This window comes from Arthrobacter sp. Rue61a, assembly GCF_000294695.2.
Classification (GTDB): Bacteria; Actinomycetota; Actinomycetes; order Actinomycetales; family Micrococcaceae; genus Arthrobacter; species Arthrobacter aurescens_A.
Genome location: NC_018531.1, coordinates 3,370,732 through 3,393,988, shown reverse-complemented (window position 1 = coordinate 3,393,988; position 23,257 = coordinate 3,370,732). Strand labels below are relative to the sequence as shown.

Here is a 23,257-nt window from a genome sequence, read left to right as displayed (position 1 = left end):
TTAGGAGCAAGCGCAGCGGAAACCGGTACGAGGAAGGGCTATAGCCCAAATGACTATGACAGATCCTGTCGCAGACATGCTCACGCGTCTGCGCAATGCAAACTCGGCATACCACGACACCGTGTCCATGCCGTACAGCAAACTGAAGGCACGCGTTGCTGACATCCTGAAGGCAGAAGGCTACATTGCCGGCTGGAAGGAAGAAGACGCCGAGGTTGGCAAGAAGCTGACCATCGACCTGAAGTTCGGTCCGAACCGCGAGCGTTCCATCGCTGGCGTCCGCCGCATCTCCAAGCCGGGCCTCCGCGTTTACGCGAAGTCCACCAACCTGCCGCACGTGCTGGGTGGCCTGGGTATCGCAATCCTGTCCACCTCTTCCGGCCTCCTGACTGACAAGCAGGCCGGCAAGAAGGGCGTGGGCGGCGAAGTCCTCGCGTACGTCTGGTAACGGGAAAGGAAGAGAATAATGTCACGTATTGGACGTCTCCCCATCACCGTTCCTGCCGGAGTTGAGGTCAAGCTCGATGGCTCCGTCATCAGCGTCAAAGGTGCCAAAGGCGAGCTGAGCCACACTGTGGCCAGCCCGATCGAGGTTACCCAGGAAGAGAACACTCTCACGGTCACCCGCCCGAACGACGAGCGCAACTCGCGTTCGCTGCACGGCCTGACCCGCACCCTGATCGCCAACATGATCCAGGGCGTTACCGAGGGCTACGAGAAGAAGCTTGAAATCGTTGGTACTGGTTACCGCGTTCAGGCCAAGGGTTCTGACCTGGAGTTCGCTCTGGGCTACAGCCACCCGGTCAACGTCTCTGCACCCGAAGGCATCACCTTCGTAGTAGAGGGTCCGACCAAGCTCTCTGTTGCGGGTATCAACAAGCAGCAGGTCGGCGAGGTTGCTGCCAACATTCGCAAGCTGCGCAAGCCCGACCCCTACAAGGGCAAGGGTGTCCGTTACGCCGGCGAAGTCATCCGCCGCAAGGTCGGAAAGGCTGGTAAGTAAACCATGGCCATCGCAATTAACAAGAAGCGTTCGAACAAGAGCAAGTCTGCTGCACGCAGCCGTCGCCAGCTTCGTATCCGCAAGCGCATCACCGGTACGGCTGTACGTCCTCGTCTGGTCGTCAACCGTTCGGCACGTCACGTATTCGTCCAGGTTGTCGATGACAGCAAGGGTGTAACCGTGGCTTACGCTTCCACCCTGGAAGCTGACCTCCGCGCATTTGACGGAGACAAGACTGCCAAGGCCAAGCGCGTCGGCGAGCTCGTTGCCGAGCGTGCCAAGGCTGCAGGCGTCGAAGCTGTTGTCTTCGACCGTGGCGGTAACAAGTACCACGGCCGTATCGCCGCCGTCGCTGACGGTGCTCGCGAAGGTGGGCTGGCACTGTGACCGTTGAAAATAACGAAAAGGACACCCAGGTGACTGAAGCTGTAGCTGCTGAAGCAACTGAGACCGCACCCGCTACCGATGACCGCCGCGGCGGACGTCGTGGCGAGCGCGGCGACCGTGGCCAGGGCCGCGGCGACCGTGGTGGCCGTGGTGGCCGCGACGGCGGTCGTGAGGCTGAGAAGAGCCAGTTCGTAGAGCGCGTTGTCACCATCAACCGCGTTGCCAAGGTCGTCAAGGGTGGTCGTCGCTTCAGCTTCACCGCTCTCGTCGTCGTCGGTGACGGCAACGGTATGGTCGGCGTCGGCTACGGCAAGGCCAAGGAAGTTCCCGCGGCTATCGCAAAGGGCGTTGAAGAGGCCAAGAAGTCCTTCTTCCGCGTTCCCCGCGTTGGCAGCACCATCCCGCACCGTGTGCAGGGTGAGGCCGCTGCAGGTGTAGTCCTGCTGCGTCCGGCTTCCGCCGGTACCGGTGTTATCGCCGGTGGTCCGGTCCGCGCGGTATTGGAGTGCGTGGGTATCCACGACATCCTCTCCAAGTCGCTCGGTTCCTCAAACGCGATCAACATCGTTCACGCGACTGTTGCCGCTCTGAAGCAGCTCGAAGAGCCCGCTTCCGTGGCTGCCCGCCGTGGCCTGCCGCTGGACGAGGTTGCTCCTGCTGCTCTGGTGCGCGCGCTCCAGAACCAGAAGGCAGGTGTTTAGTCATGGCTAAGAACCTGACTCCCTCCGACGCCAAGTTGGAGATCACCCAGATCAAGGGCGTCATTGGCGCCAAGCAGAACCAGAAGGCTACCCTTCGGTCCCTCGGCCTGAAGCGCATCGGACACACTGTTGTCCGTAACGCTGACGCCGTGACCGTTGGAATGCTGAACACGGTTCCGCACCTCGTGAATGTAGAGGAGGCGAAGTAATGGCAGAGAACAAGACCGCCGAAGAGACTGCTGAGAAGCAGCACGCTCTGAAGGTCCACCACCTGCGCCCCGCCCCGGGTGCCAAGACCGCCAAGACCCGTGTTGGTCGTGGTGAAGGCTCCAAGGGTAAGACCGCTGGTCGCGGTACCAAGGGTACGAAGGCCCGTTACCAGGTAAAGGCTGGCTTTGCCGGCGGCCAGCTGCCGCTGCACATGCGCCTGCCGAAGCTGCGCGGCTTCAAGAACCCGTTCCGGGTTGAGTTCCAGGTTGTTAACCTGGAGAAGCTCAACGAGCTGTTCCCGGAAGGTGGCGTAGTCACCGTCGAGTCCTTGGTTGAGAAGGGTGCCGTTCGCAAGAACCAGCCCGTCAAGGTGCTGGGCACCGGCGACATCACCGTCAAGGTTGACGTCACCGCCCACGCATTCTCTTCCAGCGCTGCGGAAAAGATTGCCGCAGCAGGCGGAAGCACCACTGCTCTCTAAGAGTCAGTGGGGCAAATGCCCGTTGTAAAGGATCCCGGTATGCGGGGCTTCGGCCCTGTATACCGGGATTTTTTGCGTGATTGTGGACTCTCGATTATTCCGACGGCGTCACAAGCGGTTAGACTCGGTTGTTGGGTTTCATTGATCCCATCCACATCCTTGTACTTTCTACTCAGGAGGACGCTTGCTAAGCGCATTCGGCCGGGCGTTTCGGACGCCTGATTTGCGACGCAAGTTGTTGTTCACGCTGGGAATCATCACAATCTTCCGCTTGGGAGCTTTCATCCCCTCGCCTGGTGTGAACTACCAGAATGTCCAGCAATGCTTGAACACCGGTGACACCTCGCAGGGCATCTACCAGCTGGTGAACTTGTTCAGCGGCGGCGCGTTGCTGCAGGTCTCAGTGTTTGCCTTGGGCATCATGCCCTACATCACGGCGAGCATCATCGTGCAGCTGCTCCGGGTAGTCATTCCCCGGTTCCAGCAGCTCTACGAAGAGGGTTCCTCCGGTCAGTCAAAGTTGACGCAGTACACCCGGTACCTCACCATCGCCCTGGGCCTGCTTAACGCCACCACCTTGGTGTCCTTGGCCCGATCCGGCCAGTTGCTGCCGGGCTGTGCGCTGCCCATCATTCCTGATGAGAGCATCATGACCACCATCCTCATCATCATCACGTTGACGGCCGGCACCGGCCTCATCATGTGGATGGGCGAGCTGGTCACCGAAAAGGGTGTGGGCAACGGCATGTCGCTGCTGATCTTCACCTCCATCGCTGCAAGCTTCCCCGGCTCGCTGGGCTCCATCTGGGAGTCAAAGGGTCCGGGCACGTTCTTCACTGTCCTTGCCGTCGGCCTTCTTACGGTCGCCTTGGTGGTCTTCGTGGAGCAGTCACAGCGCCGCGTTCCGGTTCAGTACGCCAAGCGTATGATCGGCCGCCGCACAGTGGGTGGCACCAGCACCTACATCCCCATCAAGGTGAACATGGCCGGCGTCGTGCCTGTCATCTTCGCGTCCTCCATGCTCTACCTGCCCGGGCTGATCTCGCAGTTCAACCAGCCGGCTCCAGGGGAGCAGATGGCCCCGTGGGTTGAGTGGATCAACAACAACCTCACCCGTGGCGACCACCCCATCTACATGGCGCTCTATTTCGCCATGATCGTTTTCTTCACCTACTTCTATGTAGCCATCACCTTCAACCCTGAAGAAGTGTCGGACAACATGAAGAAGTACGGCGGGTTTATTCCGGGCATCCGGGCGGGTAAACCGACCGCGGACTACCTGCAGTACGTGCTTTCCAGGATCACCTTGCCTGGAGCCCTCTACCTGGGCTTCGTCGCGTTGATTCCTTTGGTTGCACTCGTCCTGATCAACGCCAACCAGAACTTCCCGTTCGGTGGCACGTCAATTCTGATCATGGTGGGTGTCGGCCTGGAGACCGTCAAGCAGATTGATGCGCAGCTACAACAACGTCACTACGAAGGGCTTTTGCGATGACGAGAATGCTGATCATTGGACCTCCCGGTTCGGGCAAGGGTACGCAGGCTGAGCGGATTTCCGAGCGCCTCGGCGTAGTCGCCATCTCCACCGGCGACATCTTCCGTGCCAACGTAAAGGGCGAAACCCCTTTGGGCATTGAAGCGAAGAAGTACATGGATGCCGGTGACTTTGTTCCGGACAGCGTCACGAACAACATGGTTCGCGATCGCCTGGGCCAGAGCGACGTCGAGAACGGCTTCCTCCTGGATGGCTACCCGCGCACCACCGCGCAGGTTGACTACCTTGACCAGATCCTCGCCGAGGGTGAGCAGGAGCTCGACGTCGTGCTCCAGCTGACCGCCGACGACGAAGAGCTGGTAACCCGCCTCCTCGGCCGTGCCAAGGAAACGGGCCGTTCGGATGACAACGAAGCCGTCATCCGTCACCGCCTGGATCTCTACCACGAGCAGACCGAAGCCGTTGTGGCCAAATACGCCGAGCGTGGCATCCTCACGCAGGTTGATGGCATCGGCGGTATCGACGAAGTTACCGACCGCGTGCTGACGGCGATCGAGTCGGCCAAGGCCGTTTAGTTCGTTCTCCACATAGCCGGGAGACCAGCTATGCGGAGCAAGGGGTGTGTCCCGTACCGTGAGTGCGGGACACACCCTTCTTCGTTTCCACGATGCATTCCAATTTCGGCCACGCTCCCCGGTGCGGGAAAATGGTCGGAGCAGGGGGCCCGATCGGCCTCTACAGCAAACCTTCCAGAGGAGATCATGGCGTTCGGTCAGCCCCGCATTGAATACAAAACCAACGAGCAGATGCGCACCATGCACCAGGCCGGCCTGGTCCTGAGCCGTGCACTCGACGCTGCCGTTGCGGCGGCCAAACCGGGCGTCACCACCAAGGACCTGGACGACGTCTTTGCTGCAGTCTTGAACGACGCCGGGGCGAAGTCGAACTTCCTCGGCTATCACGGCTTTCCTGCAACCATCTGCACCTCGGTCAATGAGGAAGTGGTCCACGGCATCCCGGGTGGCAGGGTCCTCAACGACGGCGACATCATCTCCATCGATGGCGGCTGCATCGTTGATGGCTGGCATTCCGACTCAGCCAGGACCGTGATCGTAGGCAACGCCGACCCGGAAGACCAGCGTCTTTCCGACGTCACCGAGGCAGCAATGTGGCGGGGCATAGCAGGCCTCGCTAAAGGCAAGTTTGTGGGGGACATCGGAAACGCGATCGATGACTACGTGTCATCCGTCCCCGGAAAGCCGTTGGGCATCCTGGAGGACTACGTGGGCCACGGGATTGGCTCGGAGATGCACATGGCGCCCGACGTCTTGAACTACCGGACCAGCCACCGCGGCCCCAAGATCCGGCCCGGCCTGTGCCTGGCCATTGAACCAATGTTGGTTCGTGGCGGCATCGAGACCGCCACCCTCGACGACGACTGGACCGTGGTCACCACCGACGGCAAGCGATCCTGCCAGTGGGAGCACTCGGTAGCTGTTCACGAAAAGGGCATCTGGGTCTTGTCAGCCCCGGATGGAGGAGCCGAGCAATTGGCGCCGCTCGGCGTCGTGCCTGTCCCTATCCCGTAAGAATTGCAAAAGAAGAGCTGGGCTACTGAAGTAGCCCAGCTCTTCTTATCCCCGGAAAGGCTGTTAGGCCTTCAGCTTGGGCTTTACATCCTTGGTGTAAATGCCCTCGAGGGTCTTCTTCAGCTCGTTCATGGTTGCTTGGACGTCTCCTTGTTGCGTCAGGATCTTGGCCGCTGACTTGGCCATCTCCTGGTCAGCTCCGGGCAGGAACACGCGGGCATTGTCTTGAACCTTGGTGGCGGCGAGCTGGTCCATGGCGGTCTTGATCTGCGGCGTGGCTGCAAGAACGGCCGACATGTCAGCGGAAAGCCTGGTGGGCATGTAGCCGGTGGCTGCCGAGAATGCCGCAGTGTTCTCAGGTTCGGTCATGAACTTGAGGAACGTCGCAGCAGCCAGCTGCTCTTCCTTGCTGATGCCGCTGGGGATGCCCAGGCCCGCACCGCCTGTGGGGCAAACGCTGCTGGGTGCCTCCGGGCCGCCGGGCAGGAACCCGACGCCCACGTTGAACTTGGCTGCCTTCAGGACGCCAAGCAGTGAGCCAGTGGAGGAAATCGTGGACGAGGTGATCCCCGCGGCAAAGTCGTCCGCTGCCTCCTTGGACGAGACGCCGGCCCAACCATCCTTATAGATGGAGTCCTGCGCCCACTGCAGCGCGGCGACGGACTGAGGAGAATCGCACGTGATATCCCAGTCCTTTGACCAGCTTCCGCCCCAGCCCCACAGGTTGTTCTGCAAGGTCCAGCCCGCGTAGCCAGCCAGGGCCGGGTAGATGTAGGCGTACTGCGCACCCGACGTCGCCTTCAACTTGGGTGCCCACTCGGCAAATTCCTGCCACGTGGCCGGCGCCCGGTCCGGAAGGCCGGCGGCCTTGAAGTGGTCCTTGTTGTAGTAAAACAGCGGGGTGGAACGGCCGTAGGGGAGCGCCCACTGCTTGTCCTCGTACTTGTAGTCATCCACCAACGACTTCTGGAAGTCGTCGATCTTGATGTCCAGTTGCTTCACCAGGCCATCGATGGGGATGATGCTGCCGTTCGAGTAGTAGCGGAACCACCAGACATCCGAGAGCACCACCAATCCGGGGAGGCCCGTCTTGGCTGCCTGGGACGTCTGGAACTTCTGGGCGATCTCTTCGTAGTTGGCGCCGGCCGTCACCAGGTTCACCTTGATGTCAGGGAACTTGGCATGGAACTTCTCGATGATCGCCTTCTCCACATCCTGGGACTTACCAGGGTGGTTGGTCCAGAAGTCGATGGATGCGGCGGGCTTTATGCCGCTGAAGTCGATAGTTGCGGTGTCGACGGCGTCTGCCGTGCCCGCCGTCGACGGTCCGCCGCAAGCGGCGAGAGCCGCAGCTCCGGCGCCGAGGCCCGCCAGGCCCAGGAAATGTCGGCGGTCAAGGTTGGTGCGCATGGTGTTTCCTCTCAATAACTTACTTCGATGCGAATGGTGCGGTTGGAGAAAATCAGCCGGTGACACTGCCTTGGGTCAGCCCGGCAACGATGTATCGCTGGAGTGCTGCGAACACCAGCAGGATGGGAACGATCACCAGCACAGCGCCCGCCATGAGGATTCCCCACCCGGCGCCGTTCCCCTCAGAGTTCTGCAGCAAAGTGAGGCCCACGGGAAGCGTCATGGTTTCAGGGCGGTCAGTGATGATGAGCGGCCAAATGTAGTCGTTCCATTCACTGACCACGGTCACCAGCGCCACCGTCGCGATGGAAGGAACAGACACCGGGACAATGATCTGCCACAGCCGGCGCCAGTGGCCGGCGCCGTCGATTTCAGCTGCTTCAAGAATCGACGGCGGTAACGTGAGGAAGTGCTGGCGCAGCAAGAACGTGCCAAACGCCGTCCCCAGGCCCGGAAGGATGATGCCCCACAGAGTGTTCTTGCCGCCCATGCCCGCGATGAGGATGTAGTTGGGCAGGATGGACACCTGCGCCGGAACCATGAGCGCCACCAGAATCAGCACGAAGATCACGTTCTTGAACGGGAAACGAACGAACACCAACGCGTAAGCCGTCAGGATCGCCAGGATGACCTTGATGGACGAACCCACCACCGTAACGATCAAGCTGTTGGCGAAGAACTGCGCGAACGGAACCGTGGTCATCGCCGTGGCGTAATTCTCCAGGTTCAGGGACTCCGGCAGGATCTTGAGATCCATCGTGACAATCTCGCCCGGTTGCTTGAAGGAACTCAACACCATCCAAAGCAACGGCAGGAACACCACAAGCGTGGCGATGATCAGGGGCACGTAACCGGTTGCCACGGTCCGGATGAGGTTGGCTTTGGATAATGGTCGCGGCGGCTCATGCGGCGCCATCTCCTGCATGGTCTCCTGTGGAGAACCAACGACGACGGCGGGTGGAGGCGTGCTCATGAATAGTGGACCTTTCGCTCAACGAACCGCAGTTGAAGAACAGTGATGATCAACAGGATGGCGAAGAGAATCACCGATATCGCGGCCGAATAGCCAGCCCTGTTGTAAGCCCCGAACGCCTGCAGATAAGCCTCGTAGATCAACGTGCTGGTGCCGTTGCCGAGCGGAGTCATGATGCGGATAAGGTCGAAAGCCTGCAAAGAGCTGAGCATGGTGGTGATCAGCAGGAAGAATGTGGTGGGGGAAAGCAACGGCAAGGAGATATTGAAGAACCTCCGTGCGCTGTTGGCCCCATCCAGAGCCGCAGCTTCCATCACATCGCGCGGCAGGGACTGCAAGCCGGCCAGGTACACCACCGCGCAATAGCCCAAGTTCTTCCAGACGTACACGATGATCACCATCACCAAAGAGAGCTGAGGATCATTGATCCACTGCGGGCTCTGTTGGCCAAGGCCGCGCAGGACCCAAGCGAGTACTCCATAGCCGGGGTCAAAAATGAACAGCCACACCAAGCCAACACCCACGCCGGACAACACGTACGGCGCGAACACGGCCGACCGGGCGAACGTGGTGCCGCGGACTTTGGAGTTCAAGGCCAAGGCAACCAACAGGCCAAGGACCATCGAACCGCCAACCGTCACCAGCGTGAAAATCGCAGTAGTCCCAAGGACTTTGGACGCGTCCTCACCTGTGAAGAACGTGACATAGTTCTGCAAGCCCACCACCGTGGCCGAAGCCGAACCGAGCGTCCAATCCAGAGTGGAGTAGTAAATGTTGTTGATCAGCGGCCAATAGGTGAAGGTGCCGATCAACACCAAGTTCGGCAAGGCCATGGCAAGGAACACCAGGAATTCCCGGCGACTGCGGGCGGACCAGCGCTTTCGGTCCGGTCCGGCCTTTGCAGGCGCGGCGGGTGGGGCCGGAGGTTCGATGCCCGGCCTGTCTGCAGGCACGGTGTTGCTGCTGTGAATCTGTCGGGTAGTCATGAGTCACTATCGGTTTTGGGCGAATGTGGAGCGCCGCCTCCCGGAGCGGGGCAGCGAAGACAGGGCTAGCTCACCACACCCACAGAGGCCCTCCGGACCAAAACGGGGAGCCGTAGCGATAGTTGGCTTACACTTCCTAACCCGTTTACTCAGCGTTACTCGCCCGTTCGTATTTGAGGCTCGGCTCCCACTTCGTGGTCGGGTCCGTGCCCTGCGGGCGAACTGGACCCCTCTGCGCGCTCGGTCGTGCCTCCCTTGGACGCGCGCTGCCGGGGTCCAGCCCGCCAGCAGTCCTGTGGGGGCCGAAGGTGGAGAATGGAGCCATGAATTCGATCACCGATGTTGCTGGCATACGGGTTGGGCATGTGCAGAGGGTGGGGGAGGGGTGGTTGTCCGGGGTTACTGTGGTGCTTCCTCCGCCGGGGACTGTGGGGTCTGTCGACGTGCGCGGGGGTGGACCCGGGACGCATGAGACCGATGCGCTGGATCCGACCACATTGGTTTCCACTGTGGATGCCGTGGTGCTAACAGGTGGCAGCGCGTTCGGCTTGGCCTCGGCTACCGGGGCGCAGTTGTGGTGTGAGGAGCAGGGGAGGGGATTCGCTGTTCCCGGGACTGTGGTGCCGATTGTGCCGGCGGCCGCCATCTTCGACGTCGGACGGGGCGGCGACGTGAAGGCCCGACCCGGTACAGACATGGGTTACCAGGCAGCCGCCGCAGCCTTCGCCTCAGGCGACCACGCCGCCGTCGAACGTGGAAACGTGGGTGCCGGTACGGGGGCCGTTGTTGCGCGTGGCCACTACAAGGGCGGGGTCGGTACGTCGTCCATCACTCTCGATGGCGGGGTGATCGTCGGAGCCATTGCCGTGGTGAACGCGATGGGGGCGCCGGTGTTTGGCCCTGCGGACCTGCAGCCCTCTGCGCGCTCGGTCGTGCCTCCCTTAGAAGCGCGCCGCCGGGCCCCAGGCCCGCAGGATCAGCCGGGTGTGCCGTTCGCGACACCGCCGCAGGGGCTCAACACCACGTTGGTGGTGATTGCGACGAATGCCGTACTGGATGTGGCCGAGTGCAAGCGGACTGCATCTGCCGGGCATGCGGGGCTGGCCCGGGCCTTGGATCCGTCCCATACGTTGGCGGACGGAGATACCGTGTTCGCTTTGGCGACTGGCGCCGTCGGGCTTGACCGTAGCACTGAGCAGGCACGGCAGGTGTCGCTGATAACGCTCCAAAGCGCCGCGGCGGAAGCCGTCCGGCTGGCCATCCTGGATGGCATCCTGGCGGCCGAAAGCGTGTCGACGGAGGCCGGTGACTTCCCCGCCTATCGGCAAGCGGGGGAGTGACGGCTGGAGGTACGTGCGCTACCATAGACGGATTTAACTTTCCGGCCACATTGGCGTAGAGTTATTTGTTGGTTGTCTGTGCAGCCACGCCCTTTTTAGTGTCGTGGTTCCAAGAGGGCCAAGCAAACAAAAAACGTCCGCTGGATCTTCGGTGCCTAACTGGAGGACGGCGGCAAACAACAGTTAGCGGAGGATATGGCCAAGAAGGACGGGGTCATTGAGATCGAGGGCGTTGTGACTGAGGCGCTGCCCAATGCGATGTTTCGTGTTGAGCTCACCAATAAGCACGTCGTTCTCGCACACATCTCTGGGAAGATGCGACAGCACTACATTCGAATCCTCCCCGAGGACCGGGTAGTGGTTGAGCTGAGCCCATACGACCTCACACGTGGTCGTATCGTCTACCGCTACAAGTAAATTGCTGGGCGGCAAGGCAATAGTGCCTAAGCCGCTCCAGCAGATCAACTGCAAAACACGCAAAGGAACGCCATGAAGGTCAAGCCGAGCGTCAAGCAGATCTGCGACAAGTGCAAAGTGATCCGCCGTAACGGCCGGGTCATGGTGATCTGCGAGAACCCGCGCCACAAGCAGCGCCAGGGCTAATTCCCCTTCCGGGAATCTGCGTCCGCAAGGACAAACCTGGGCTGCTAGCCCACGCAAGTAAATAAAGGCAGCACAAGCTGTGCCAGGACTGCATTACAGAGCCTGGTCAGCGAACCCCCGGTCGGAGGCTGGGGCCACACTGAACGTGTGGGTGTACTGCCTACGACCTCCGGTTTATTCAAGGAGTACTGCCACTATGGCTCGTCTCGCTGGCGTAGACATTCCCCGCGAAAAGCGGTTGGAAATTGCGCTTACTTACATCTACGGCGTGGGCAAGACCCGTGCACACGAAACCCTGGCTGCCACCGGCATCAGCGCTGACGTTCGCGTCAAGGACCTGACTGACGCCGAGCTGGTCCAGCTGCGTGACTACATTGAAGGCAACTACAAGGTTGAGGGTGACCTTCGCCGCGAGGTAGCCGCTGACATCCGCCGCAAGGTAGAGATCGGCAGCTACGAAGGCCTGCGCCACCGCAAGGGCCTGCCCGTACGCGGACAGCGTACGAAGACCAACGCTCGTACCCGCAAGGGCCCGAAGCGCACCGTCGCCGGCAAGAAGAAGGCCGGACGTTAATCCCTCGGGATTGATCCGGTTTTCCCCCGATAACTTTCTGTAGGAGAAACAATGCCCCCGAAGACTCGTGGAGCGGTTCGTAAGCCGCGTCGCAAGGATAAGAAGAATATCGCGCTTGGCCAGGCGCACATCAAGAGCACCTTTAACAACACCATCGTGTCCATCACGGACCCGAACGGTGCTGTAATCTCATGGGCTTCCGCCGGTGAGGTTGGCTTCAAGGGCTCCCGTAAGTCCACCCCGTTCGCTGCCCAGATGGCTGCCGAAGCTGCTGCAAAGCGCGCTCAGGAGCACGGTCTGCGCAAGGTTGACGTATTCGTCAAGGGCCCGGGATCCGGACGCGAAACCGCAATCCGTTCGCTTCAGGCTGCTGGCCTCGAGGTTGGCTCCATCCAGGACGTCACCCCCAGCGCCCACAACGGTTGCCGCCCGCCGAAGCGCCGCCGCGTCTAATTAGGTCTTCCCTGCCTGACCGGCCGGGCCTGCTATGGATGGTTTCGATCATCCATCAGCATGGCCCGGCTGGTCAGGCTGGAAACCGAAGCCGATTTCCACCACCTGTGTTGCGTCATATAGCGGATGCTCGCCGAAAGGAAACCTAAGTGCTCATTGCACAGCGCCCCACCCTGTCTGAAGAAGTTGTATCCGAGAACCGCTCCCGTTTCATCATTGAACCGCTGGAACCGGGCTTCGGCTACACCCTCGGAAACTCCCTCCGCCGTACCCTGCTCTCCTCCATCCCCGGTGCCGCTGTAACCAGCATCCGGATCGATGGCGTGCTGCACGAGTTCACCACGGTTCCGGGTGTCAAGGAAGATGTCACCGAGATCATCCTGAACATCAAGAACCTTTCGGTTTCCTCAGAGCACGATGAGCCGGTTGTTGCTTACCTGCGCAAGCAGGGCCCCGGAGTCGTCACCGCCGCGGACATCGCTCCGCCGGCCGGCGTCGAATTCCACAACCCGGATCTGCACATTGCCACACTGAACTCGAAGGGCAAGTTCGAACTCGAACTGACCATCGAGCGCGGCCGTGGCTACGTTTCGGCAGCTCAGAACAAGTCCGGCGACTCCGAGATCGGCCGTATTCCGGTTGACTCGATCTACTCGCCGGTCATGAAGGTAACTTTCCGCGTGGAAGCTACCCGTGTTGAGCAGCGCACCGACTTCGACAAGCTCATTGTCGACGTCGAGACCAAGCAGGCCATCGCCCCGCGCGATGCTGTTGCTTCCGCAGGCACCACCTTGGTGGAACTGTTCGGTCTGGCTCGTGAGCTGAACACCGCAGCTGAAGGTATCGAGATTGGCCCGTCGCCGACGGACGCTGCCCTGGCAGCGGACATGGCTCTGCCGATCGAGGATCTGGACCTCACCGTCCGTTCCTACAACTGCCTCAAGCGTGAGGGCATCCACACCGTGGGTGAACTCGTTGCCCGCTCCGAGGCTGACCTGATGGACATTCGTAACTTCGGTGCGAAGTCCATTGACGAGGTCAAGGCAAAGCTCGTGGAACTGGGTCTGTCCCTCAAGGACTCCCCTCCCGGTTTCGATCTCGCAGCCCGCGCCGCAGCCATCGAAGAGGACGACGCCGCGTTCAGCGACGACGAGCTCTAAACAGCAGATCTTGGCCGCCGGGTCCAGTGATGGACCTGACCGGCTTACATAACAGGAGAAATAACTATGCCTACCCCCACTAAGGGTCCGCGCCTCGGAGGCGGCCCGGCTCACGAGCGCCTGATGCTCGCGAACCTGGCAGCTGCTCTCTTTGAGCACAAGCGCATCACCACCACGGTCACCAAGGCCAAGCGCCTGAAGCCGTACGCAGAGCGTCTGGTCACCTTCGCCAAGCGTGGCGACCTCGCTTCCCGCCGCCGCGTTCTCGGCCTGATCAGCGACAAGGGCGTTGTCCACGAGCTGTTCACCGACATCGCCGGCGCCGTTGCTAACCGCGATGGTGGCTACACCCGCATCACCAAGATCGGCAACCGCAAGGGCGATAACGCTCCCATGGCTGTCATCGAGCTCGTTCTCGAGCCGGTTTCCCCGAAGCAGGCCGTTGTTGCTGAAGCAACCGCTGCCGCTGCCAAGGCTGCTCCGGCTGCCGAGGAAGAGGTCGTGGAGACCGAAGAGGCTCCTGCCGTTGAGGCAGAGGCTGCTGAAACCGAAGAGGCTCCGGCCGCTGAGGCAGAAGCTGCTGAAGCTGAAGCTGCTGAAACCGAAGAGGCTCCGGCCGCTGAGGACAAGAAGTAATTCACTGAATTCTTCACAGTAGACTTAAGTCTATGAACGAACGAAAACCCGCTGCCCCCGTTATGGGGGGCGGCGGGTTTTTGCGTGTCCGGCTTGATCTTTCCTACGACGGCGGCCCTTTCAGCGGGTGGGCTCTGCAGCCAGGTCTCCGGACCGTGCAAGGATCCCTTGAGGAAGCTTTGGCGCTTCTACTACAGCGACCGGTTCGCGTGACGGTTGCAGGCCGGACGGACGCCGGCGTCCACGCCCGCGGTCAAGTGGTTCACCTGGACCTGACGGAAGCCGAGTGGCTGTCACTGCCGCGCGGGCACGAGCTCGATCCCGCCGTCGCGCTTTTACGCCGACTCCGCGGCGCTTTGAGCCGCATTCTCGGCGATCTGACGGGGTCCATTGAAGTGCACGACGCCGGTCTGGCGCCGGAAGGTTTCGACGCCCGCTTCTCAGCGTTGTGGCGGAGGTACAGTTACCGGATTGCCGACGGTCCGGAACGTTGGGACCCTGTGCTGCGGGGAATCACTTTGTGGCATAAAGCGCCTTTGAATGTGGAGCTCATGAACGAGGGCGCCTTTGCGTTGCTGGGCCTCCAGGATTTCCGTTCTTACTGCAAACCCCGCGAGGGAGCCACGACCATACGTGAGCTGCAGCAGTTCTCGTTTGACCGTGGAAGCGACGACGTTATTGTTGCCACCGTTCAGGCCGATGCGTTCTGCCACAACATGGTGCGGTCCCTGGTAGGTTCCGCCTTGCGAGTGGGGGAGGGGTTGGAAACTCCGGGTTGGTTGCACTCACGTCTTCTCGAACGCAAACGCGATGCCAAATCTGTGCTTGCTGCTCCGCATCCCTTGGTGCTGGAGGAAGTCGCCTACCCGTCCGATAGCGAGTTGCTGGCGCGGGCCGAGCTGACGCGGGCCCGGCGAGAGTAGACCATACCGTCGAAGAACTACAGAGGCTGACCGTCCTCACGGCGCGGTCCGTTTTCAGGGCGGGGTCCATTCTCGGGGCGAGGCGGTTCTTGCACCCAAGGCATCTGTGGACCGGCAGGCATAGCGGCTGCGGCGGCCGGCTTGGGCCGTTGGCGCATCGCCCGGGTGAGGAAGATAGCCATGACGGCGAGGGCGAGCACGAGGCCTGCCAGTGTCACGATCATCCACAGCGGAATCTCAGGACCGGTCGACGTGACGGCGGTCGGGTTCTCAACGGCAGCCGCAGGGGCTGCGGACTGTGACGCCGGCTCAGCCAACTTGACTCCATTTGCTGTCAGGAATTCCCGGAGCGTTTCCGTGTCGGTGATGTAGTTAGCCTGTCCAGCCCCTTGGTACACGTAGGCGGAATTGATGCCAATGACTTGTCCCTCCTCGTTGACTGAAGGCCCTCCGGACATCCCCGGGGTGATGTCGGTGTCGATCTCCGTGCGGGGAACACCTTGCGTTGAGTAACTGCGTGAGCTCACGGCCCCGGATCGGTACGACGGCTTTTGCCGTTCCACATCCGAGGTTGAGCCAACGAGATCAGGAAAGCCAATAGAGGTGACCTTCTCGCGGACTTTGGGTGCCTCCGGGCCTATCGACAAAGCGGGGGTGTCTTTCATATCGGCAATGCGCAAGAGGGCGTTGTCGCCCTTCTCAAAACCTTGTTTGGCGATCAGCTGCGCTGTAATGGCGGTTTTCCCGCTGAGAACTCCGCCATCGATGCCCGAGGGCTGATCAATCTTGATGGATGGCTCGCCCAGGCTCATGGGCCAGTCAACGTCCTCAGCCCTGACCCCCGTCAAGCCCTGCTCTTCAATGACGTTCGAGTAGACGCTTACACGAAGTCCGTCGTCAGCCTCGACGCAGTGGCCGGCAGTTGCCACGTGCCCTGTGTCGCTGACGAACCATCCCGTGCAGTACGCGTAGACGGTGGTCCGGTACGTTTCGGTGGTTCCGTCCTTGAAGGGCACCTGAACGGAAGCGCTCCACGCAGTGTCCACCCACACAATGGACTTGTCGATGGTGTCCGCGTTGATCTCGGCTGCTGCAGGCGACGCGGCCAGAATCGGTGCTGTTAGCAGTGCCGCCAAGCAAGCCGGTATAGCGAGTTTCTTCTCCGGCTTCTTGACCGTCTCTGACCTTTTCATGATCATTCCCTAGGCTTTGATATGGGCAGACGTTGGGCGGATCCCAGGCTGTACGTGGAGTGTAGAAGAGTGGTTCAGTGCTTGGCACGAGTAGGGCGTACTCGACTTCCGTGAGGAGTGCTACCTGAACCCTCCGGCAGGTACTCGTTTGACCAGAAGTGGCTACTGGCTGAATGGGTCTGTTGGAGGACCCCCTCCCGGCTCTGGGTACCGGAAGGGGGCCGATGTGGCCGCCCGTGGTCTGGGATCCGCGAACGGCCGGTATTTAGGGCAAGAACACCAGAACCCTAAAAAGTGCCGGCCAGATTAGTCATCACATTGAGGACGGCCGGACCCATGATGACGATGAACAGCACTGGCAGGATGCAGAACATCAAAGGGAACAGGACCTTCACAGGCAGCTTCATTGCCTGCTCCTCCGCCCTTTGGCGGCGTTTGATACGCATTTGCTTGGCCTGGGTCCGCAGGACGTTGGCTATGGCGATCCCATAGGTATCGGCCTGCACTATGGCCCCGACGAATGCCCTGAGGTCGTGGACATCCACACGTTCGGCCAAAGCCACGTATGCTTCCTTGCGGCTGCGTCCCGCCTGCATGTCCTGCAGTGTTCGGAGCATTTCCATGGCCAGCGGTCCCGAACCATTCTGCCCGGCCCGGGCCATGGCCCCTTCAAAACCAAGGCCGGCTTCAACGGAGATGAGCATCTGGTCCAGAGTGTTGGGTAACTCAGTTTGGATTGCCTTTTGCCGTTCGGCAGCGCGGCCGTGGATGATCAGGTCCGGGATGAAGTACACCAGCAACACTGCGGCCAGGTACAGCAGGAAACCCTGGCCCGAAGGGGCTCTCAGGAAGAACAACAGACCCACGAGGCCTGCTGCCAAGGCCAACGCTGGTTTGAGGATCAGGAGGCGTCCCAGGGGCATTCCCGCTGGTCGGCCCAATTTGGCCAGCAACTTGTCCAGCCAGATGGTGTAGCCCTTTGGGGTGAGCTTTGCACCCAGACGATGCAGGTTGAATGCTGACGGCTGTGCCCCCAAGTCAGTGGCCATTCCTGCGCTTCGACTCAAGTTGGTACGGACGGTTGCGAGGCCAGTACGGTCTACTGAAATGAACGCCCATGCCATAAAGGCGATGGGAACTACGATCAAGGCGACGGACGCCCATGCAATAACGTTCATGGTCACTCCCTAGAACTTGATCTTGACGACGCGGCTGAGCCAGAAGGACCCCAACGCAAGAAGGACGACGGCTACCACGAGCATGATCCAACCCACGGGGTGCGTGAAGAGAGGCTGGATGTACGTCCCGTTGGCGAGGCTGAGGTACAGAAACATGCCGGTCGGCAGTGCTATGAGCACATACGCTGACAGCCGACCTTCAGCGCTGAGGGCCCGCACTTGGCCTTTGATTTGTGATCGCTCGCGGATCGTTTCAGCCACGTGGTCCAGTACTTCAGCCAAGTCGCCGCCCACTTCACGGTGAATTTCGATGGCCTGGGTGGCCCAGAGGAAATCCTCGCTGTGTAGACGGTTTGCTGCGTCCAGGAGTGCATCGCGGAGGTCACGTCCCAGACGGACTTCTCCTACGATCCTGGCGAATTCTTCCTTGGTAGGTGACTGTGCCTCCAGAGCCACAGCATCGACTGCCCGCAGCAAGCTATGACCGGCCCGCATGCTGCCGGACAGCATTTGCAGCGTGTCGCCCAGTTGAGCTTCGAACTGCGCCCGGCGTCGGGACGTCATGACGCTCAGAACCATGCGTGCGCCGATGGGCACTAAGATTCCGAAGAGTATTGCCACCAAGAGACCGCCGAGGATGAAGCCTACGACGGCGCCAGTGAAGGTGGCGCAGATGACCAAGAGTACGTAGTCCGCCGGCCGCATCCTGGAGCCGGCCTGCTCAAGGAGAAGCCTGGTTCCGGAAGCCCTGCTGGCCGAAACTGACCCATCTACCAATGCGACAGCAGAATTTGTCATCCGGGTCAGCACTGAGTCCTGGGTGCCGGCGTTTGGACGCCGCCGGGACAATGCAATCGTTGAGTTCCTCGACCTGGGGATAAGGAATAGCCCGATCGCCAGGGCCGCGATTCCGAGGATTACCCCGCCGATGAGCAGCAGGGGACTGGTTGCGGTGATCATCGCTTTCCACCGCCAGCTGCCATCGTTCCAAAGACCGCTGGTGAAATATGGATGCCCAAGTCCGCAAAGTGGTCTACGAACCGTGGCCGCACACCGGTCGGAACCGGTTTCCCTAGGAATCGCCCGTTTGCGTCCATCCCTGCTGAGTAATCGAAGATGAAGGCATCCTGCAGGGTGACAACATCACCTTCCATGCCTTGGACTTCCGTCACATGAGTGATGCGGCGGGTGCCGTCGCGCAACCGCGAAATTTGGACAACCAGGTTCACGGCGGACGAAATCTGCTCTCGAATTGCGCGGAGAGGTAAGTCCATGCCGGCCATCAGTACCAACGTTTCGAGGCGTGCGATGGCGTCGCGCGGAGAATTCGCGTGGACAGTAGAAATGGAACCATCGTGGCCGGTGTTCATTGCCTGAAGCATGTCCAGTGCCTCACCGCCACGAACTTCGCCCACTACGATCCGGTCGGGGCGCATGCGCAGGGAATTCCGCACGAGATCCCGGATGGCGATCTCACCCTTTCCTTCGATGTTGCTTGGTCGGCTTTCCAACCGGACAACGTGCGATTGCTGGAGCTGCAGTTCCACGGCGTCTTCGATGGTGACGATGCGTTCATCTGAAGGAAGAAACGATGACAGGACGTTCAAGAGCGTTGTCTTTCCTGTTCCTGTACCGCCCGAGACGATGATGTTCAGCCGGGCCTGTACGCACGCGTGAAGCAGTTCGGTGATCTCGGGGCTCATGGTTCCCAATTGGATGAGATTCTGGGCCGTTAGCGGCACGCGGCCAAACTTTCGAATCGTGAGCGACGATCCATTGACAGCGAGCGGAGGAATAATCGCATTGACTCGGGATCCGTCCGAGAGCCTTGCGTCCACCAGTGGAGAGGACTCGTCAATGCGGCGGCCAACCTTGGAGACAATCCGCTCAATGATTCGGCGAAGATGCTCTTCGGAGCTGAAATGAACATTGGTTAAGTGAAGTCTTCCGGCAATCTCCACGTAGACCTTGTCGGCACCGTTCACCATGATCTCTGTGACATCCTTGTCGTCAAGGAAGCGTTGAAGCGGCCCAAGACCAAGAACGTCGTCAGCGATCTCCTGGACCAGTCGTTGTCTCTCCTGGGATGTCAGCGGAATGTCGTCTTCGTCAATAACGGCACGGAGTTCCTCTTTGACGTAGCGGTGGAGTTCCGCCTCATCCAGTGTGGTGTCTGAAATTCGGGAACCCATACGATCAAACAACGCTGAACTGGTGCGTTCTTTGACTGCTGACAACGCTTGGCTTGAGTCCTCGGTAGTTCCTCCTGCTCCCGTTGAATCGGCGATGTAGTCAGGGGTGTGGGTTGCTGGCCCGGCCCATGGATCTCCCAATGTTGACGTGCCGGGGGTCTCAACTTCCAGCCCCCGAGCGGTCTGAAGGCGCTTTGCGAGGTTCACTTGACTACCGCCCTTCGGTGCAGCTGCTTGTGCGGCCGTTCTTCCCAGCCCGGCTTGAAGCGATCAACGAGCTGACGGAGACCGCGGAGCGTGACATCCTTCGTCCCGTCTTGAAGTACGGGGATGCCCCTATTGGTTGAGTAGGGGAGTGAACGGGACCGCGGCAAAGTGACATCCACCGGGCACCCTATGGTGGCTTCCACATCAATCAAGGTCAGCCCGCTGCGCTTGTCCGCGAAGTTCAGGACAACGTGGCGCTGTTCGGGGACCAGCCCGATCTCGTCAAGTATTTCGAGACCGTTCCGAAGTCCTCTGATGCTCGGGATATCCATTCCACATACCCACACGACGTCGGAGGCACGTTCTAGGGTCGCCAGGACGTGCTCACCAAGACCCGGTGCGGTATCCACAATCACGTAGTCGAATTCCCTGGCCAGTTGTTCAAGGAGATGCCCCACCTGTTCCGCGGAAATCTGCTCGATTTGGGAGGGGTTACGGGGCGCACAGAGGGCATAAATACCGGCGGGATGAACTGAGAGATATGACTTCAGCACCATGCTGTCCTGGACTGCCGCACCGGTAACCGCATCCGCGATTGTCCTATCCGGGTCTATGAGGAGCCCGGATGCGACGTCGCCGAACTGGAGATCCAAATCGGCGATGACAACCCTCATGGGAGAGATTCGCCCCAGCCCAATAGCGAGGTTGGTTGAGATAGTCGTCTTGCCCACGCCGCCCTTGGGCGACATGACGGCGATAATCCGCCCTCCCTGTGGCCCTGCGTCTACTTGTGCACCCAAGCCCCTGCGACGCCCGGCAGCCGCGAGGCTGGCACGCTCCAACAGCGCCCGAATGGTGCCCGGATCCGCGGAAGGCTCCAACAAGTCACGGATGCCTGCGCGCATTGCCGGGAGTGCGACTTCCGCTGCATCCGTCGAAGCGAGCACTACGCTGATCTCCGGATACTGAAGATCGAACAGGCTTGCCAATCGGATTGCGTCGTCAGCCTGTAGCCCGGGCCCCAGGACAAGGACTTCCAGCAGTTGTCCGGACAGCACCCGGAGGACGTCGTCCGGGCCCTGCGGCAAGTAGTCGGCAATGATGGACTGCACATCGCCATGCATGCCGGCCGCGGCTTGGCGGACGCGCTTTTCGAAATCTACATCAGCCGTGATGACTAGAAAGCGGCTCATTGGAGTACCTCTGCCTTCTTGATGGTGACGCGTGCGCTTTCCTGGGCCTCGGCGGGTTCTTTCGTCAGCCAGATATCCCCGTACTTTGCTCCGTAAACGATCTTGGTGGCGTCCACATCGCTGCGGGCGAGTGTCACGATGAATGAACCCTCCGGCAGCTGTGTGTTGGCCTGCTCCGAGCTTGCTTGCGCGGTGTTCGAGTTCCTGGCTGTGGCCCGCTGAACGCTGGTAACGAGCACTTTATGGAAGACGAGCTGGGCTGAAGCGTCAGTGTCGGATTGCCCGTTCTCGCCCACCAGCACCACGACGCCTACGGTGTCGCCGGCGGCCAGTCGCCCGCCTACAACGCGCTGCGCATCAAGTTGTACTGAAACTTCTTGAAGTCCGTCGGGGACAGGGACTGACCCGGGGGCCGCCAGGCTGTTGGGATCCACCAGGCGGTTTCCCAGCAGGGCTTCACCAGGCATGAGTTCTGCCCCCGCGACTTTGCCCTCCATTCCGGAGAGGCTCTTGAGGGCACCATTGGGTACCGAAGCCGCGGGTAGCGAAGCAAGCTTTACAGCAGACTTGATCTGCTGAAGATCGGCTCCCTCGGGAACCTGACTTTGGATAACAAGGACATCAACGGGCTGGAGGTCCTTTTGTGCCCGCGCGTCTGCTGCTTGAACGTATGTGACCAGTAGCAGCGTGCCGACTATTGCCAGCACGACTGCGACTATGCCTCCCAGTAGGCGAGTTTTCACTTTGATTCTCCTTAGTGCAATGGAGTTTTCTCCCAGATTGGTTACTACTCGGTGAGTTGGACGCCCAAGGCGCCGTACGTGGTTGGGCCGCCCAGAGTTGCGGCCTCCGTCAGACTTACTTTCTTGATGAAGGTGCCGTACAAACCTGTGTCGCTGTTCTTGAGACCCAGGGACTTCTGAAGCGCAGAGGCATCGGAGGTCATGTAGCTGGATCCGCCGCCCGTGAGATGCCACCCCCGGAGAGAGATCTGCGCGAAGGCCTCGATCTTGAAGGACTTCTTGTAGGGTGAGGAAGCGCAGGGGTTGGTTCCCGTACCCTTCTTCACTGGGCAGGCTGTTTCGAAAATCGGAATGAGAAGTTCCACAGGCTTGCCGGCTTTGAGCTTGGTCTCCCAGGACGCGAAGGCGGCAGCGCACGTCGAATCGAAATCATTGCCCTCGTTGGCCTCCAACCAGGGATTGTCAATGTCTATGTGCACCGTGCAGGTGGAGCCTGGGTGTTTGAGCCAGCCGAAGCCACCGGGAAGCTCGAATCCCGATGAAGACTGGTGCTGGCATGCGTAGTCCGGGTCGTCGGAAAGCGTGGTGCCGTGAACCGGGAAGAACTGTAGGCCTTTGGTGAAGCTCGGGTCCGCCTCGCATTGGGAGAACGTCAGCGGGATGGCATCGGTAGCTGAGAATCCGCCGAATTTAGCTTGGGCCGAGGCCTGGATGTTGGCTGTCTCGACGCCCAAGGCTCGCGCGAACACCAGAGTGAAGTGATTGTCGCCGGAGGTGTTGCGGGATTGGGTCGTGACATCAACGGTCCCGGTGCCCAGATTTACCGAGGCTTGTGGCGCATTGCTGACACCGTCGAGTGCATTCAGGCCCGCCAAGGAGGTTGCTGCTGATGTGGGTGCAGCACAGTCGGCTGAAGCGGCGTTCTGTGCACAAGCCTGGGCGATGCCTATTGCTGATGAGTCGGCACCGTTCTGCAACTGAGCGTGCTCGGAGTACATCATGGCAACATCTACGGCGAAAGCAGTCATGCCCAGGAGGGCCACCATCAGCATGGCGGTCATGGGAGCAACAGCGCCGCGCTCGCGATCATCGTGTTTCAGCCGCCGCATCGCATGACTCCTGTCCCGGAGATATCCAGTTCGGCCGGCATCCCGGGCACCAGTCCTGGAAATCCAGTCATCCACGGCGTGCTGTAGGAGATATTGACCTCCACGTTGCACGGGCTTGTGCCCGACGACGTGACGGTGATGTCGCCCGGAGCCAAGTCCACGGTGGGCGCGGCGGCCACACCAGCCGCCTGCGCGTCGCCGACGCTGTAGGTGGAATCTGATTGATGAATAGCTGCGTAGCGGGCTGCTTCGCGAGCGGCCTCAGACAAGGAAATCTGGATGTTGAATGCCCGGCCGAACTCAAAAATCCCCAGTACCAAGACGAGGAATATCGGCAGTACAAGTGCAAATTCAACTGCTACCGCACCAGACTGGCTTTTAGCGGTAGAGGGCTTTCTGTTAAAGAGCGTTTTACTCTTCCTACCTTTGGATCTCATAGCAACTCCCAGAAAACGATTCCGGGCCGGCTGCAGCCGATGAGTGTATCGGAGCAGCCGGCCCGGGTTTCGATATGAAGC

28 protein-coding genes are annotated in these 23,257 nt (G+C 60.5%); 17 read left to right on the top strand and 11 right to left on the bottom strand.

The window, feature by feature from the left end; genetic code table 11:
- Positions 1-49: 49 nt before the first annotated feature.
- From rpsH to map, 9 genes are all read left to right on the top strand, one after another.
- Complete coding sequence (rpsH, locus tag ARUE_RS15440; protein ID WP_011775584.1) at positions 50-448, top strand: 30S ribosomal protein S8; 399 nt, start codon at positions 50-52, stop codon at positions 446-448.
- Between the two features lie 18 nt (positions 449-466).
- Positions 467-1,003 (top strand): 50S ribosomal protein L6, encoded by a 537-nt coding sequence (gene rplF / locus ARUE_RS15435; protein ID WP_011775583.1) that lies wholly within the window; start codon positions 467-469, stop codon positions 1,001-1,003.
- Between the two features lie 3 nt (positions 1,004-1,006).
- Positions 1,007-1,390: a 50S ribosomal protein L18 gene (rplR, locus tag ARUE_RS15430; protein ID WP_011775582.1), complete on the top strand. Its 384-nt coding sequence runs from the start codon at positions 1,007-1,009 to the stop codon at positions 1,388-1,390.
- 29 nt (positions 1,391-1,419) lie between these two features.
- Positions 1,420-2,091 carry a 30S ribosomal protein S5 gene (gene rpsE / locus ARUE_RS15425; protein WP_011775581.1) on the top strand — a complete coding sequence of 224 codons (672 nt, stop codon included), beginning with the start codon at positions 1,420-1,422 and terminating at the stop codon, positions 2,089-2,091.
- A 2-nt stretch (positions 2,092-2,093) separates the two neighbouring features.
- Positions 2,094-2,300 carry a 50S ribosomal protein L30 gene (gene rpmD, locus ARUE_RS15420; protein ID WP_011775580.1) on the top strand — a complete coding sequence of 69 codons (207 nt, stop codon included), beginning with the start codon at positions 2,094-2,096 and terminating at the stop codon, positions 2,298-2,300.
- Positions 2,300-2,782: a 50S ribosomal protein L15 gene (rplO, locus tag ARUE_RS15415; RefSeq protein ID WP_011775579.1), complete on the top strand. Its 483-nt coding sequence runs from the start codon at positions 2,300-2,302 to the stop codon at positions 2,780-2,782. Before rpmD ends, rplO begins: the two co-directional genes overlap by 1 nt.
- Before the next feature lie 184 nt (positions 2,783-2,966).
- Positions 2,967-4,277, top strand: coding sequence for a preprotein translocase subunit SecY (gene secY / locus ARUE_RS15410; protein ID WP_011775578.1), 1,311 nt, complete (start codon positions 2,967-2,969; stop codon positions 4,275-4,277).
- Positions 4,278-4,282: 5 nt separating this feature from the next.
- The gene (locus ARUE_RS15405; protein ID WP_014922385.1) at positions 4,283-4,852 is read left to right on the top strand and encodes an adenylate kinase; all 570 of its coding nucleotides are present in this window, start codon (positions 4,283-4,285) and stop codon (positions 4,850-4,852) included.
- Positions 4,853-5,038: 186 nt separating this feature from the next.
- Positions 5,039-5,866, top strand: coding sequence for a type I methionyl aminopeptidase (gene map / locus ARUE_RS15400; RefSeq protein WP_043470500.1), 828 nt, complete (start codon positions 5,039-5,041; stop codon positions 5,864-5,866).
- 63 nt (positions 5,867-5,929) lie between these two features.
- On the opposite strand, the gene ARUE_RS15395 is transcribed toward map, so the two are convergent.
- The 3 genes from ARUE_RS15395 to ARUE_RS15385 are packed head-to-tail and all read right to left on the bottom strand — an operon-like array spanning position 5,930 to position 9,235.
- Complete coding sequence (locus ARUE_RS15395; protein WP_014922384.1) at positions 5,930-7,276, bottom strand: ABC transporter substrate-binding protein; 1,347 nt, start codon at positions 7,274-7,276, stop codon at positions 5,930-5,932.
- Positions 7,277-7,328: 52 nt separating this feature from the next.
- Positions 7,329-8,249 carry a carbohydrate ABC transporter permease gene (locus ARUE_RS15390; protein ID WP_014922383.1) on the bottom strand — a complete coding sequence of 307 codons (921 nt, stop codon included), beginning with the start codon at positions 8,247-8,249 and terminating at the stop codon, positions 7,329-7,331.
- A complete protein-coding gene (locus ARUE_RS15385) occupies positions 8,246-9,235 on the bottom strand; it encodes a carbohydrate ABC transporter permease (protein WP_014922382.1) in 990 nt (329 codons plus the stop codon). Before ARUE_RS15385 ends, ARUE_RS15390 begins: the two co-directional genes overlap by 4 nt.
- Positions 9,236-9,558: 323 nt before the next feature.
- Here ARUE_RS15385 and ARUE_RS15380 point away from each other — a divergent pair, with 323 nt between their 5' ends.
- The 8 genes from ARUE_RS15380 (at position 9,559) to ARUE_RS15345 (ending at position 14,924) form a co-directional block, all read left to right on the top strand.
- Positions 9,559-10,575: a P1 family peptidase gene (locus ARUE_RS15380; protein WP_187329893.1), complete on the top strand. Its 1,017-nt coding sequence runs from the start codon at positions 9,559-9,561 to the stop codon at positions 10,573-10,575.
- A 195-nt stretch (positions 10,576-10,770) separates the two neighbouring features.
- The gene (infA, locus tag ARUE_RS15375; RefSeq protein ID WP_011775571.1) at positions 10,771-10,992 is read left to right on the top strand and encodes a translation initiation factor IF-1; all 222 of its coding nucleotides are present in this window, start codon (positions 10,771-10,773) and stop codon (positions 10,990-10,992) included.
- A 72-nt stretch (positions 10,993-11,064) separates the two neighbouring features.
- Positions 11,065-11,178, top strand: coding sequence for a 50S ribosomal protein L36 (gene rpmJ, locus ARUE_RS15370; RefSeq protein ID WP_011775570.1), 114 nt, complete (start codon positions 11,065-11,067; stop codon positions 11,176-11,178).
- 196 nt (positions 11,179-11,374) lie between these two features.
- Complete coding sequence (gene rpsM, locus ARUE_RS15365) at positions 11,375-11,752, top strand: 30S ribosomal protein S13 (protein ID WP_011775569.1); 378 nt, start codon at positions 11,375-11,377, stop codon at positions 11,750-11,752.
- A gap of 51 nt (positions 11,753-11,803) precedes the next feature.
- Positions 11,804-12,205, top strand: a complete 402-nt coding sequence (gene rpsK, locus ARUE_RS15360; protein ID WP_014922380.1) for a 30S ribosomal protein S11 — start codon at positions 11,804-11,806, stop codon at positions 12,203-12,205.
- Positions 12,206-12,354: 149 nt separating this feature from the next.
- On the top strand, positions 12,355-13,365 hold the full coding sequence (locus ARUE_RS15355; RefSeq protein WP_011775567.1) for a DNA-directed RNA polymerase subunit alpha: 1,011 nt from the start codon (positions 12,355-12,357) through the stop codon (positions 13,363-13,365).
- Between the two features lie 66 nt (positions 13,366-13,431).
- On the top strand, positions 13,432-14,001 hold the full coding sequence (rplQ, locus tag ARUE_RS15350) for a 50S ribosomal protein L17 (protein WP_043470498.1): 570 nt from the start codon (positions 13,432-13,434) through the stop codon (positions 13,999-14,001).
- A 32-nt stretch (positions 14,002-14,033) separates the two neighbouring features.
- Positions 14,034-14,924: a tRNA pseudouridine synthase A gene (locus ARUE_RS15345; RefSeq protein WP_011775565.1), complete on the top strand. Its 891-nt coding sequence runs from the start codon at positions 14,034-14,036 to the stop codon at positions 14,922-14,924.
- Between the two features lie 17 nt (positions 14,925-14,941).
- Here ARUE_RS15345 and ARUE_RS15340 read toward each other — a convergent pair whose 3' ends face one another.
- The 8 genes from ARUE_RS15340 to ARUE_RS15305 all read right to left on the bottom strand — a co-directional run bounded on the left by ARUE_RS15340 (position 14,942) and on the right by ARUE_RS15305 (position 23,176).
- Positions 14,942-16,117 (bottom strand): S1 family peptidase, encoded by a 1,176-nt coding sequence (locus ARUE_RS15340; RefSeq protein WP_011775564.1) that lies wholly within the window; start codon positions 16,115-16,117, stop codon positions 14,942-14,944.
- Between the two features lie 287 nt (positions 16,118-16,404).
- Positions 16,405-17,295 carry a type II secretion system F family protein gene (locus tag ARUE_RS15335; RefSeq protein ID WP_011775563.1) on the bottom strand — a complete coding sequence of 297 codons (891 nt, stop codon included), beginning with the start codon at positions 17,293-17,295 and terminating at the stop codon, positions 16,405-16,407.
- Positions 17,296-17,304: 9 nt separating this feature from the next.
- A complete protein-coding gene (locus ARUE_RS15330) occupies positions 17,305-18,255 on the bottom strand; it encodes a type II secretion system F family protein (RefSeq protein ID WP_014922375.1) in 951 nt (316 codons plus the stop codon).
- Positions 18,252-19,694, bottom strand: a complete 1,443-nt coding sequence (locus ARUE_RS15325; protein ID WP_011775561.1) for a TadA family conjugal transfer-associated ATPase — start codon at positions 19,692-19,694, stop codon at positions 18,252-18,254. The genes ARUE_RS15330 and ARUE_RS15325 overlap by 4 nt, the downstream gene beginning before the upstream one ends.
- Positions 19,691-20,887, bottom strand: a complete 1,197-nt coding sequence (locus ARUE_RS15320) for a CpaE/TadZ family protein (RefSeq protein ID WP_011775560.1) — start codon at positions 20,885-20,887, stop codon at positions 19,691-19,693. Before ARUE_RS15320 ends, ARUE_RS15325 begins: the two co-directional genes overlap by 4 nt.
- Positions 20,884-21,630 (bottom strand): Flp pilus assembly protein CpaB, encoded by a 747-nt coding sequence (gene cpaB, locus ARUE_RS15315; RefSeq protein WP_011775559.1) that lies wholly within the window; start codon positions 21,628-21,630, stop codon positions 20,884-20,886. The genes ARUE_RS15320 and cpaB overlap by 4 nt, the downstream gene beginning before the upstream one ends.
- Positions 21,631-21,674: 44 nt before the next feature.
- Positions 21,675-22,739 (bottom strand): pilus assembly protein TadG-related protein, encoded by a 1,065-nt coding sequence (locus ARUE_RS15310; RefSeq protein WP_014922373.1) that lies wholly within the window; start codon positions 22,737-22,739, stop codon positions 21,675-21,677.
- Positions 22,727-23,176: a TadE family protein gene (locus ARUE_RS15305; protein WP_011775557.1), complete on the bottom strand. Its 450-nt coding sequence runs from the start codon at positions 23,174-23,176 to the stop codon at positions 22,727-22,729. The genes ARUE_RS15310 and ARUE_RS15305 overlap by 13 nt, the downstream gene beginning before the upstream one ends.
- Positions 23,177-23,257 lie beyond the last annotated feature (81 nt).